Annotated in this window: 8 protein-coding genes; 6 read left to right on the top strand and 2 right to left on the bottom strand. The window is 59.3% G+C overall.

What is annotated here, in order from left to right:
- Nucleotides 1–84 precede the first annotated feature (84 nt).
- The 6 genes from brnQ to CHU70_RS01045 all read left to right on the top strand — a co-directional run bounded on the left by brnQ (nt 85) and on the right by CHU70_RS01045 (nt 7,766).
- Complete coding sequence (gene brnQ / locus CHU70_RS01065) at nt 85–1,488, top strand: branched-chain amino acid transport system II carrier protein (protein WP_147719371.1); 1,404 nt, start codon at nt 85–87, stop codon at nt 1,486–1,488.
- A gap of 80 nt (nt 1,489–1,568) precedes the next feature.
- Complete coding sequence (locus tag CHU70_RS01060) at nt 1,569–2,813, top strand: dicarboxylate/amino acid:cation symporter (RefSeq protein WP_147719370.1); 1,245 nt, start codon at nt 1,569–1,571, stop codon at nt 2,811–2,813.
- Nucleotides 2,814–2,936: 123 nt separating this feature from the next.
- Complete coding sequence (gene thrC / locus CHU70_RS01055) at nt 2,937–4,385, top strand: threonine synthase (protein ID WP_049189589.1); 1,449 nt, start codon at nt 2,937–2,939, stop codon at nt 4,383–4,385.
- Between the two features lie 138 nt (nt 4,386–4,523).
- On the top strand, nt 4,524–5,732 hold the full coding sequence (locus CHU70_RS01050; protein ID WP_242451341.1) for a thiamine pyrophosphate-binding protein: 1,209 nt from the start codon (nt 4,524–4,526) through the stop codon (nt 5,730–5,732).
- A 40-nt stretch (nt 5,733–5,772) separates the two neighbouring features.
- Nucleotides 5,773–6,261 (top strand): thiamine pyrophosphate-dependent enzyme, encoded by a 489-nt coding sequence (locus CHU70_RS11320; RefSeq protein WP_242451340.1) that lies wholly within the window; start codon nt 5,773–5,775, stop codon nt 6,259–6,261.
- A gap of 77 nt (nt 6,262–6,338) precedes the next feature.
- Nucleotides 6,339–7,766, top strand: a complete 1,428-nt coding sequence (locus CHU70_RS01045) for a nitrate/nitrite transporter (RefSeq protein WP_187269945.1) — start codon at nt 6,339–6,341, stop codon at nt 7,764–7,766.
- A gap of 29 nt (nt 7,767–7,795) precedes the next feature.
- On the opposite strand, the gene CHU70_RS01040 is transcribed toward CHU70_RS01045, so the two are convergent.
- Both CHU70_RS01040 and CHU70_RS01035 read right to left on the bottom strand, forming a co-directional pair.
- Nucleotides 7,796–10,009 carry a hypothetical protein gene (locus CHU70_RS01040; RefSeq protein WP_147739739.1) on the bottom strand — a complete coding sequence of 738 codons (2,214 nt, stop codon included), beginning with the start codon at nt 10,007–10,009 and terminating at the stop codon, nt 7,796–7,798.
- Between the two features lie 98 nt (nt 10,010–10,107).
- Complete coding sequence (locus tag CHU70_RS01035; protein WP_147719368.1) at nt 10,108–13,290, bottom strand: bifunctional [glutamine synthetase] adenylyltransferase/[glutamine synthetase]-adenylyl-L-tyrosine phosphorylase; 3,183 nt, start codon at nt 13,288–13,290, stop codon at nt 10,108–10,110.
- Nucleotides 13,291–13,333 lie beyond the last annotated feature (43 nt).

Here is a 13,333-nt window from a genome sequence, read left to right as displayed (position 1 = left end):
AGGCAACAACGGCGTCGCCACAGCAGCTTGCAGCATCGCCCTTGACCTTACGGGCGACACTAATTTAGAAAGAACACAATTCTCATGACCAAGTCGAGCGGAGTGGAGTCCCCGAAGTCTTTCGCTTCCATTATCGTTGTTACAGCTCTCATGCTGTTTTCGATGTTCTTCGGCGCGGGCAACCTCATCTTCCCGCCGAAGCTCGGAGTGGATTCCGGTACCAATTTTGGCCCCTCAATCACCGGCTTCCTGCTCACCGGTGTGGCGTTGCCAGTTCTGGCCATCATCGCCATCGCCATTTCAGGCAACAACCTGCGTGACCTAGCGTTTCGCGCGGGCCGCATCTTTTCCTTAGGCTTCCCGGTAATCGCATACCTTTCCATCGGTGCTTTCTACGCTCTGCCGCGTACCGGTGCCGTGTCGTACGAAACCGGTGTCCAGCCGATTTTCGGCAGTGATTCACTGGCCGTCGCTGCGGCCTTCTACTTTGTTTTCTTCGGTATCGCCTTAGCACTTGCGTGGAATCCGAATGAAATTGTGTCCAAACTGGGCAAGATCCTCACCCCGGCTCTGCTAATTCTCTTGGTTGTATTGGTTGGAATGTCGGCATTCAAATTCGATGCCGCTCCGGCTGCGCCAATTGAGAAGTACTCCTCTACCCCATTTGCCTCCGGCCTGGTCGAGGGCTACCTCACAATGGACTCCATCGCCGGCCTGGCATTCGGCATCATTGTCATTTCTGCCCTCCGCGTCAGCGGTGTCCCAGAGGGCAAGCGTATGGTTCGCGGCACAATGATCTCAGGCCTGTTCGCCGGCATTTTGCTGGCCATCATCTACTTGGGTCTGGGCTATGTCGGCCAGGTGCTGCCGAATGCCGCCTCCTTCGATAACGGCTCGGGCATTCTCGCAGAGGCTTCCAAGCTGGCCATGGGCCAGGTCGGACAAATCGTCTTCGGCCTCATCGTTCTGCTCGCATGTATGACCACGGCTGTCGGCCTGATTGCCGCCACCAGCGAGTTCTTCAACCTGCTACTTCCGGGCATCAGTTACAAGGCATGGGCGATTATCTTCACGGTCATGTCCTTCGTAATGGCAACACAGGGGCTGTCTCAGGTACTGGCGATTGCCGCGCCAATCATCACCTTTATTTACCCGCCGGCTATCACGCTGATTGCACTGACTCTTCTCGACCCGGTCATTTCCTACTCCTTCAAGCTGCATTACACCTACCGCCTGGGCGTCTGGGTTGCCACCATCTGGTCGGGTATCTCGGTGCTCTCCGGTTTGGGTGTCGGTGGTTCTGCTTTGGCGGACTTCCTCAGTCTCGTACCTGGTCAGACCATCGAGTTCGGATGGTTCCTGCCAACTCTGGCAGCGACGGTAATTGGTTACGCAATTGACGTCGTCACGCGAAAGCAGCGCGCAAATCGCCCGGCGAGTGTGCTTGCCGACGATGCCGTTACAGAAGAGGTAGCCGAAAAGGCGTAAAACCACACCCGGTCATTTGCGTTGCTTAACGTAAATACCGCACGCTAGAGAAGTAAATTCCATCCGAACAAGGATTGACTATGAGTACCCGAATGCGTTTTACGCAAACGCTCCTATTCCGCGTTATTGTCGCGATTATTCTGGGCATTGTCTGCAGCTTTTTCTTCCCGGAATGGCTGGCTCGAATTTTTGTCACTTTCAATGGCCTCTTTGGTAACTTTCTGGGCTTCTTTATTCCGGTGCTGATTTTTGCCCTCATCACGCCGGCGATTGCCAGCCTGGGCCGTGGTGCCGGAAAGTGGTTGGGTATTACCACTGCTATTGCCTACGGCTCGACGGTGTTTTCGGGCCTATTGGCCTACGCCGCCACCCAGGGGCTCTACCCTTGGCTGCTCGGCGCTGATCAGGCCGGTGCATCGGTGGATATTGATGAGGGCGCGCTGGGGAGCTTCTTCAATGTAGAGATGCCACCGCCGTTTGACGTCATGACCGCCCTGCTGCTGGCTTTCACGGTCGGCGTGGCGATGACCACCGTGAAGTCGGACTCGCTCTACCGCGGTGCGACACAGCTGCGCGATGTGATTATGAAGATCATCTCGGCGTTTATCATCCCGCTGCTGCCGATTTACATCTTCGGCATGTTCCTGTCTATGGGCATGAACGGCAACCTGACCACGACGCTGTCGATGTTCTTCAAGGTGCTCGTTCTGGCAGTCATCGGCACCGTGCTTCTGTTGGCAATCCAGTTCTCCATCGCGGGTGCCATCGCTGGCCGCAGCCCGTGGCAATCCCTGAAGAACATGCTGCCGGCCTACGCCACCGCGCTCGGCACCTCGTCCTCGGCCGCTACCATTCCGGTGACTTACAAGGCCGCGCTGAAGAATGGTGTCTCGGAGAAGGTCGCTGGCTTTACCGTGCCGCTGTGCGCGACCATTCACCTGGCCGGTTCGATGATGAAGATCATCCTGTTCGCGTTTGCGGTGATGTTCATGGCGGACAAGCCGGTTTCGCCGGGTATGGCCATCGGCTTCATTCTCACTTTGGGTATCACCATGATTGCGGCTCCGGGCGTTCCGGGTGGCGCAATTATGGCCGCGGTCGGTGTGCTGCAGTCCATGCTCGGCTTCGATCAGGAGCAGGTCGCTTTGATGATTGCCGCCTACATCGCCATCGACTCCTTCGGTACCGCATGCAATGTCACTGGTGACGGTGCAATTGCCATGATTGTTAACCGCTTTGCCAAGGATGATGTCATCGACCGTTCCGAAGAGCTCAGCTTCGACGCTGAAGAGGCCAATTCCGCATCTTCCACAACCGAGGCCTAACTGGCTTCGGTGCATATGTAAAAATTAAAGAAAACATCCACCGGTCAACCCCGTCGCAATCTTTCAAAAGGCCTTCTTATGGGCCGATGCGGCGGGTGTTGGCATACATGTAAGGGGCCCGCCTTGGACTTCATTTCGACTCGCGACCCAGAGCGCACGCCGCACAAGTTCTCAGACATTCTCCTGGGAGGTCTCGCTAACGACGGTGGCCTCTACCTGCCGGTCGAGTACCCACAGGTTGACGATGCCACTTTGACGCGTTGGCGCTCCGTGCTTGTCGACGACGGTTACGCAGCCTTGGCTGCAGAGGTCGTCAGCCTTTTTGTGGACGACATTCCACTGGAGGATTTGCGCGGTATCTGTGCACGGGCGTACACCTACCCGAAGTTCTCCGATCCGGATATTGTGCCGGTGACGAAGCTGGAAGATCAGCTCTACATCGGTCACTTGTCCATGGGCCCCACAGCGGCATTCAAGGATATGGCGATGCAGCTGCTCGGTGAGTTCTTCGAGTATGAACTGGCTCGTCGTGGCGAGACCCTGAACATCCTCGGCGCCACCTCTGGTGACACGGGTTCCTCGGCCGAGTATGCAATGCGCGGCCGTGAGGGAATCAGCGTGTTCATGCTAACTCCGGCTGGTCGAATGACCGCGTTCCAGCAGGCTCAGATGTTTGGTCTGCAGGATGCCAACATTCACAACGTCGCCCTCGACGGTGTCTTCGACGATTGCCAGGACATCGTTAAGGCGGTCTCCGGTGACTTGGAGTACAAGGCCAGCCGCCACATTGGCGCAGTCAACTCCATCAACTGGGCTCGCCTGATGGCTCAGATCGTGTACTACGTCTCCTCGTGGATTCGTGTCACTGGCGGCAACGGTGCTGAGGCGAACAACGCGCAGAAGGTCAGCTTCAGTGTGCCGACCGGCAACTTCGGTGATATTTGCGCCGGCCATATTGCGCGCCAGATGGGTGTGCCAATTGACCGCCTGATTGTGGCTACCAATGAAAACGATGTCTTGGATGAGTTCTTCCGCACGGGTGCCTACCGCGTGCGCAGCGCTGCGGAGACTCAGGCTACCTCTTCCCCATCGATGGATATCTCCCGCGCGTCTAACTTCGAGCGTTTCATCTTCGATCTGCTGGGGCGCGATGCTGAGCGCACTGCAGACCTCTTTGGTGTCAAGGTCAAGGAGGGCGGCTTCTCTCTTACTGCTGATCCGATCTTCCCGGAGGCTTCTGCCCAGTACGGTTTCCTCTCCGGTCGCTCGACTCACGCTGACCGCGTCGAGACCATCAAGGACTGCTGGGAGCGCCTAGAGGTCATGGTCGATCCGCACACCGCTGACGGCATCCACGTCGCCCGCGGCCTGGTAGACCAGGTATCCACCCCAATTGTCTGCCTGGAGACCGCTCTGCCGGTAAAGTTCTCCGAGACCATCCTGGAGGCCACCGGACGCGAGCCGGACTGCCCGGAGCGTTTCGCGGACATCATGAATGCCCCGCGCCGCGTTACTGAGCTGCCGAATGATGTCGATGTGGTGAAGAAGTTCATCGACGACAACGTGGCTTAAAACCGGGCATAGCCCAACCTCCCCCCCCCCATCCGCGCAGCAGCGATGTGGAATAGTGCCCTCTTTTTTAAGGGCAAACGGCATTATCTTGGGCTATAGGGCTGTTATTACCCCCGTGATTACCTCACAATTGTTCACATGAGTTTCACTCGAGTTAATAGCCGTCCTATGCCCCACGCGCCCGCATCTTCCCCGCAGGAAGGTTCCCAAAAGACAACCACGGTCTCGCGGGCGCTGGCCGACACACTGGCCCAGCACTGCGACCACTGCTTCGGTCTCATCGGCAACGCGAACTCCCACTTCACGTCAGCCCTTACTGAATCGGGATTCGGCTACTCCTCCGTCCGACACGAATCGGCTGCTGTCGGGGCCGCCGATGCATTCCACCGTGCAGGTGGAGGGCTTGCCATCGCGACCGCCACTTGCGGCGCAGGATTTACCAATGCGCTAACCACTCTGGCCGAGGCTCGAGTAGCCCGTATTCCGCTAATTTTTGTCGTCGGCACGCACCCGGAACGCCCACGTCCCTTTGACCTTAATCAGGCGGCGCTCCTCGACGCCCTCGACGTCTGTCATCGCACCGTTACTCCCGAGTCCGCGCTTGACGACGCAAACTTTGCGGTCCAGCACGCACTGAGTTCTCGGCAGCCTGTCGTGCTGCTGCTCCCCTATGACATCCAAGAAGCACCGATTACGGCATCTGCGTCTGAAACACAGTCGACTAATCAGGAGCATCTGCACACCGGCCGACCAGAATGGTTGGAGTCAACTGTCGCGTCGCTGGCCGAGGAACTGCAAACTGCCCGTCGCCCACTCATTATTGCTGGTAGAGGTGTGTTGCTCTCTGGTACCGCAGATCTAGTTCGCCGCATCGGGGACGGTGCGGGGGCACTGTTTATGCACTCAGCGATGGCTCGTCATGTGCTTTCCAGTCCGTGGCAGATTGGCACCGTGGGCGGTTTTGCGCACGCGTGGCAGGTGGAGCTAGCTCGACAGGCCGATGTGGTGCTGTTCCTGGGAGCAAGCTTCAACGCTTTCCAAAACCGTGGCGGCAACATGTTTGCACCGGACGCGAAGATTATCCAGGTTGTCGACGAGCCCCATCCCGCTGCTCAGCCGTCGGTGACACCGCTATTGGCTAAGTTGGAGGAACTTCTGCCCGTACTGGCAGAGCAGCTGGAGAAGTCCCGGGGGGGCGTCGTCAAGCACATGGCGTGCGGAGTTGAAGACACTGCCGACGACAGCGGAGGTCGAGTCGCTGACGTGCGCGGATGGCCGGTTGGATCCGCGGGCGTGCCTGCAGTATCTGAATCGTATCCTGCCCAATCAGCGCGCTGTGTGTACTGACGGTGGCCATTTCCTGGGGTGGGTTCCGAAATATCTTGATGTGCCTGGTCCGCAGCAGCAAGTGATTGTGGGCACGGCGATTCAGTCAATTGGTTTGGGCATGGGGTCACTTGTCGGCCTCGCGGCGGCACGCCCCAAGGACTATTGCGTGCTAGTCGCCGGTGACGGTGGCGGCACGATGGGTATTGCGGATTTACCTGCGGCGATTGAGCAGCTGCGGCGTGGTCGTGGCGGTTGCGTGGTGTTCATTAACGATGCTGCCTATGGCGCGGAGCTGCACCAGTTTGGCGATGTCGGGTTGGACACCTCGTCCATGGAGATTGCCGACTACGACTTCGCCGCAGTCGGACGTGCCTATGGCGCTCACGGTTTCAGTGTCGGCGAACCTGAGGACTTTGCCCAACTCGACGCCTACTTCCATGACGTTTCCAACTCCGATGAGGCTTCCGTTGCCGTAATTGATTTCAAGGTCTCACGGCTGGTGGTCGCGGACTTCGTGAAGGAAGTTCTGGCTAAGGCACAAAGGTAGTTTGCCGCAGGCATGATCGGGGCCATCTAGGCCCCGGTGCGACCCCTCTTCAGGCCGGTTGGTTGATGGGGTCTACAATGTGGCGAGTGGTAAAGCAGCGTAACGGTAAAGATCAGATTTCATCAACAGATCAGCCCGCCACAGCGGTGGCAAAGGACCCGCGCGAGCACGTCACTGGCCGCGCGATTGCCGTCTGGCTGGCGGCGCTGATTACCTACATCGTTGCCATCGTCGGCCGCACCTCCATGGGTGTCGCTGGCGTCGAGGCGCTCGATCGCTTCCATATCAACGCCTCCCAACTCGCGCTGTTCACCGCCGTGCAGGTTGGCGTCTACGCCCTGGCGCAGATTCCGACGGGCATCATCATTGACCGCGTCGGCGCCAAGAAAACGATGGTCGTGGGCGCACTGATCATGGCGCTAGGCCAGGTCATCATCGCGTTTACGACATCGTATCCGCTGGCTGTCATCGCTCGTGTGTTCATCGGCGCCGGCGATGCCACCGCATTCCTCGGTGCGATGCGACTGCTTCCCGCGTGGTTCCCACTGCGCGTCACTCCGCTGTTCACGCAGCTCACGGCTGGTCTTGGCCAGCTCGGCCAGTTCATCTCTGCGGTCCCGTTCCTCGCGATTCTGCACGCCGCGGGGTGGGGGCCCGCGTTCTTGTCGCTGAGCACCGCGGGTCTTCTCATCGCTATCGTAGGCATGATCGCGCTTGCCGACGTCCCGGAGAACTCCTCCACAGCCAAGATGTCACTTCGTAAACGCCGCGCCGCCAAGAAGGCCGCGAAGACGGCTGCCAATGGCGGAGCCTCTGCCGCAGCCGATGAGAAACTAACTATCGGCCAGACTCTGAAGATTGTGACCACTCACCCGGTGTGCTGGCAGGGTTTCTTCACTCACTGGACTGGTTTGATGCATCAGTGCATCTTCACATTGCTGTGGGGCATGCCTCTGATGATGCTAGGTATGGGTCTTAAGCCCTCCGAGGCCAGTGTGGTGCTGGTCGTTAACACGCTGTCAGTAATTATCGCCGGGCCGTTGATGGGCATGGTCTCGGCACGCACCGGCCGCGACCGTATCAAGGTTGTTGTCGCAATCGCGTTTATCAACATGGCCGTCTGGATTGTGTTCCTGGCACCGAGCAACCCACCAGCGTACTGGGCAATTATTGTAGTCAACATCCTAATGGCCGGTCTTGGTGCAATGTCCAACTTCGGCTTTGACTCAGTGCGCGAAGAGGTCGATCGCAAGGTACTCGCCACCGGCACTGGGTTGGCGAATATGGGCGGTTTTGTGGCCACCATGCTCGCTGCACAAGGTGTCGGCTTCCTGCTGGATATTGCAGCTCCCGATGGAAACTACACCTGGGAGACCTTCCGCATTGGCTGGTTGGCTGTCGTCGGTGTGTGGGTGATCGGTTTCGTTGGCCTGCTGGTGGCAAAGCGTGCGGCAGCACGCTTTGTCGCCCAGCAAAGCCGTTTTGAGCTGGAACCTACGGAGTAGGAACTACAGGAAGCCGAAAGACGGAGCGGCTAGAACAGCGAAAGCTGCTCTGGCCCTTCCAGTCCCTCCGAGTCATCCGAGTCCTCCGATCGCCCAGAGGAGTCTGCGTGGCCGCTATCCGCCGTGCGTTCGCTGCCATCAGTCTGAGCACCATGGGAAACGCGCTCACCGGTGTCAGTTTCGGGGGCTGCGTTCTCCGGGACGTCGTCAAGCGAAGGCGTTGGTTCTACGGCCTCACGCTCATACATTTCCTGCAACTTCTCGGTCTTAGTAATGCGGACTAGCTCGGCGTAGATGACCAGCTTCATAGAACTATTGACCAGTGGCCCCAGCTGGGAAAACAGGACATCAACGTCACCGTCAACCGCGAGGCATGCGCGACGCAGGCTCTCCTCGGAAATAATCCAGCGGGAGGTTTCCGCGCAGGTTTCGCGGTCACCGATGAAGTCCAACGCGAGGGCAACCTGATTACTGGCGACGCCATCCAGTGTGGCAGCCAGACGCTCGTTAGGCGCGACATCCTTGAACAGGCGGGCAATCTGGACTGCCTCCGCCGTCGGCACCTGGCCAGCGGCATACTCAGCGATAAGTTCAGCGATACGCTGAGCGCCGACGTGCTGATCAGTCAGCCAAATGTCGTGCAAGGCATACATGATGGCCATGGCCTGCCACGAGGCGTGCCCATGGTAGAGAATGCCCAAGATGCCGGCCTGCTCCAGCAGCCAACCGACCATCGCGTCCCCATCGGCGCCGTTGCGAGCGCAGAGGTTGTCGATATTCCAAGCCATATGCCCTTCGACGCAGCAGCCATAGAACTTCTGGTCTTCCTCCAGCTGTGCGGCCAGCGACACTACTTCACGTGCGGCAAACGGGTAGCCGTAAGCAAGGGTGGCATGCGACAAATCATCGACACCCACCGTCACCCACGGAAACTCACCGTGCCACGGACCGCGACCAACGAGGAAGCCCGCCACGAGATACGCCCAACGGGTCGAGGCATCGGCGTTGTACCAGTACTGCAGTGCGCGCGGAGTCGGATGCCCGCTGTCAGCGTGAATTAGTCCCGCGTTGACCAGCATCTCCACAATCCAGGGCGCCGCGAAACCGCTCGCGCCTATTGATGCTGCAAAGTCCTGAATCCACAGCAGGCTCGATTCCTCATACATGTGCAACGGGTCCTTCAGGCGCCCGTCGCCGCTGCCCGCAGCATCCATAAACGCCGAAGCAAACGCCACCGCAGCCACAGAAGCTTCGGTCAACTCCTTTGACTCCAGCGTTGCCGGGAAAGACTCCGTCGGATGCGGCTTACGAATCGACCACATGTCGCCCTTGAGCGCCAACGCGACTGCGCCCACCAGGCGGGCAACCTCTGTCGGCCCGTTGTGTGCTTCCGCCTCTTGCTCGAATACCGGCATTGCCGGTTCTTCAACCACAGTCAGCAGCAGACGCTCTTCGGCCCATCGCACCGCGTCGGCACGCAGTTCGGACCACATGTAGGAGGGCAAGTATTTCTCGTCGGTTGCCATCCAACGCAGCTCATTGCGAATATCCACCGGCGCTGTCATCACCAGCGCCCGCACCTTCACCGGATCGCAGAGGAAGCCTGCAATTTGCTCCACCTGGCGAGCCTGCAAATTGCGCACCGTCAAATCGCTGGCGTTCAGAGCTCGCGGTGCGCCCTCTCCCCGCGCGCTATCCGGCTCCAGCCCCATGCGCTCCATACGGCGACTCAGCACATCCGCTGGCATATTCGCCACCAAGTCGGCGACGCGGAAGCTGAGACTCGGTTCCGCCGGGAACACCTCCGAAATATGTGGCGGCACATGCCACACGCCCGCCGGTTCCTCCCACACGAGCCCCTGGCGCTGGCCACGGCGTAGCACATGCTCAAGCTGTTGCTTGCCGACGCGACGACGTTTGCGGTCAACACCCTTCGGCGTATCGTGCGCCATCACGTCCGCATCCGATGCCCAATAGGCCACTTCTGCGAGGGTATCCAGCGATGCGGAATCCTCCAGAATATGAACTAAGTGAGCCACATCGAGAACATCGGGATCACAAAAAGACAGCGCCGTATGCGCTGAATCCTGTGACATCAGCAATTCCACCGCCTCTTGTCCAGCAGCTGAGGTGTCAGCTGCTGGACACGTGCGGCTCAATAAAAAACGCAGGTCAGTGCCATCGAGGTTGAGAATGAAATCCTCATACCTAGGGCGTACCGAGTAATCGACGTTGCGTTCCATAGCCCACCATTATGCCCGGTCGCCGTGCTAAGACAAAGGCTGCACCCCGCTGCCGCATAATGAGCCTCGCGGCAAGGTTCGGCAGACCTCTGCCCGGGCTACTCGTGGTCGGGGTTCTCCTCACCCCAAAACACGCGATTGACGACACGGCTGGAGTGGCGAGTCAGACGCAAATAGTGCTCAATAAAACCGTTGGAATCCGATACATCCCATCCTGCCGCACCTGCGACCTGAGTCAGCTGACGTCCCGGCTGTGGCAGCTGGTCCGTGCGCTTACCACGCGTGAGCACCAGCGCATTACGAGCATTCGTCGCCATCAGCCAGGCATCCCGAAGTGCGTCGGTATCCTCCGCATCTAGAATCTCGCGATCTTTCAGCACTTCCAGACACTCCAGCGTCGACGTGTTGTGCAACTCCGGCACTTCGTGGGCATGCAGCATGATTAGCAGCTGCACAGTCCATTCAATATCGGTCAGTGCGCCGGAACCGAGTTTGGTGTGGGTACGCCGATCAGCGCCGCGCGGCAGTCGCTCCGAATCAACACGCGCCTTCATACGGCGGACATCGCGAACCATCTTGGCATCAGCTCCGCCCTGTGGGTACCTCAGCGAATCGATGGCCTTGAGGAAGCGGGTGCCGAGGTCTTTATCGCCGGCTATCCAGGTAGCACGTAGCAGTGCCTGAATCTCCCAGGTTTCACCCCAGCGCTCGTAGTAGGTCACATAGGAATCCAGGGTCCTGACAATCGGGCCCGAGCGTCCTTCTGGACGCAGGTCCACATCGACCTCCAGTGGCGGATCTTGGCTTGGCTTTGCCAGCCGACGACGCAACGAGTCACAAATCCTGGTTGCCCACTTGACCACCTCGGAATCGTCGACAAGCGGCGTTCCTTCGGCATCCTTGCGAGGTTCACAGATAAACATCACGTCGGCATCGGAGCCGTAGCCCAGTTCAGCACCGCCAAGTCGCCCCATACCAATCACGGAGATAACGCCTGGGACCTCCGAGTCCGGATGCTCCAGCGACCACGCACGGATTTCGGCGGCGAGGGCAGCTTCAAGCACGTTGTCCCACACCATCGACAGAGAGTGACAGACCTCTTGCACATCCATCAGCCCGAAGAGATCCGCGGAGGCAATGCGCGCGAGCTCTGCACGGCGCAACGCACGTGCCACACCAATGGCCTTAGCTGGACTGTTGTGACGGGCAGCCGCTGCGACCAGCGCACGCCCGACGGCATCGGAGTCGGTATTCAGTAGCTTCGGCCCGGACGCACCGTCGCCGAACCGTTTAATTACGTCCGGCGCACTCATAATCAAATCAGACGCGTAGGGGGAAGAACCGAGCACGCGCATCAGCCGCTGACCGACGACGCCCTCATCGCGCAGCGTTCGCAGAAACCAGGTTTCGTCGTGGAGCTTCTCAGAGAGCTTGCGATAATTGAGCAGACCCGCATCGGGGTCTGGCGTCGACGATAGCCACTCCATCAGCGTCGGTAGGAGCATCGCCTGAATACGCGACTTGCGCGAGGTGCCTGCCGCCAGCGCAGAAAGATGCTCGTAGGCGCGATCCGGGTACTGATAGCCCAGCGCGGCCAGCTGGCGCTTTGCCGCATCGGCCGATAGCTGCAGGGTTCCAATGTCCTGCTCCACCACGGAGTTCAGCAGTGGACGGTAGAAAAGCTTGTTGTGCAGGGAGCGGATCTGCGAGCTGGCCAGTCGAACCTGCTTGGCCAGCGGTTTGCTGGCATCGGTGCCGCCCTCACCGACGAGGCCAGAGGCTCGACCGAGCCACTGAAGAGCTTCGGTGTCGTCCTCGGCGGGCAACAAATGCGTCCGTCGCATCTTCTGCAGCTGCAGGCGGTGCTCTAACAGACGGATGAATTCGTAGGCGTTAATCAGCGCGGCACCGTCTTCGCGACCGATGTAGCCAGCCTCGACAAGTGCATCGAGTGCCATCACAGTTGGCAGCACGCGGAGGCTATCGTCATAGCGACCGTGGACCAACTGCAACAGCTGCACCGCGAACTCGACATCACGCAGACCACCGCGTCCAAGCTTGAGCTCTCGGTAGCGAAGCTCTTCGGGGACGTTTTGTACCACGCGGGCGCGCATGCGTTGAACGTCGTCGACGAAAGATTCTCGCTGAGAGGCCGTCCACACCATCGGGGCCAGAGCATCGATGTATTCGCGGCCCAGCTCGACATCGCCTGTCATCGGCCGCGCCTTCAATAATGCCTGGAACTCCCAGGTTTCAGCCCAACGCTTGTAGTAGGCGACGTGGGAATCCACGGTGCGTACGAGTGCACCCGACTTGCCCTCCGGGCGGAGATTCGCGTCGACCTCAAAGAAGCAGTGGCAAGAAATCCGGATAAATTCGCTGGCCAAGCGAGTAGCTCGCGCATCCGCCGGCTCTGCGACGAAAATGACATCCACATCGGAGATGTAGTTCAGCTCTTCCGCACCACACTTACCCATGGCGATTACGGCCAGGCGTGTTGAGACCGGTGCGGAAGGAAAGACCTGTTGAACAGCCACAGACAGTGCAGCCGTCAACGCTGCATCCGCCAAGTCACTGAGTGCCTCCGAGACCTGACGGAATGGGACTTGTGGCTGTCCAGGGCGGCGGGGACCCCGTGGGTACGTACCAGCCAAGTCGTGGCACGCAATACGCATAATCAAGTCGCGGTAGGCGCACTGCATCGCAACTTCGGCCTCACGACCGGTGAGCTTCGCACGGTACAAACCGGGGCCTTCAAGCGTGGCGGGCGCAACGACCGGCTTGCGGTACTCCGGATCCTCCTGCTTTTCCAGACTGGCCTCATCAGTGAGTTCGATGACCTCGGGCACAGCCCCAACGCTGGAGAGCATCTCGCGGAACATGTCTGCCTCAGTGGGAAGCTCAGCTTGGAGCAGAATCCACTTTTCTGGGTGCGCAACCAGGTGATCGCCCAGTGCACTCGATCCTCCGAGCAGCGCAAACATACGCGTACGCAGCGGAACCTGCTCACGCATGGCCTCATCGAGGCCAGACCAGGTGGCCCAGTTCTCCAGCTTTCCATCCTGCTCCAGCTCGTCGAGAGCGCCTTTAAGCCGCACTAGTGCCACGAGCGCCAGCTTGGGGTCGCTGGCTCCGGCAAGCCCCCACAACAGCTGTAGGGACTCCTCGTTGTACCACCCCAAATCTTCCAGGTCAGCGCGCGTCCGATCGTCGTTACGCAAGCCCAGCGCTGCGGGCCGCGGCACTGACTGGCGAGATGTGCGAGGTCGATTCATCACCATTGAAACTGGTCACCCAAAAAACAAAATAAAGACGAAAAAGGAA

Origin of the sequence: Corynebacterium sp. LK10, assembly GCF_008042455.1 — a bacterium.
In the GTDB taxonomy this organism is placed as follows: Bacteria; Actinomycetota; Actinomycetes; order Mycobacteriales; family Mycobacteriaceae; genus Corynebacterium; species Corynebacterium jeikeium_D.
Note: the sequence above shows the minus strand (reverse complement) of the source record. Positions and strands in the feature narration are given on the sequence as shown.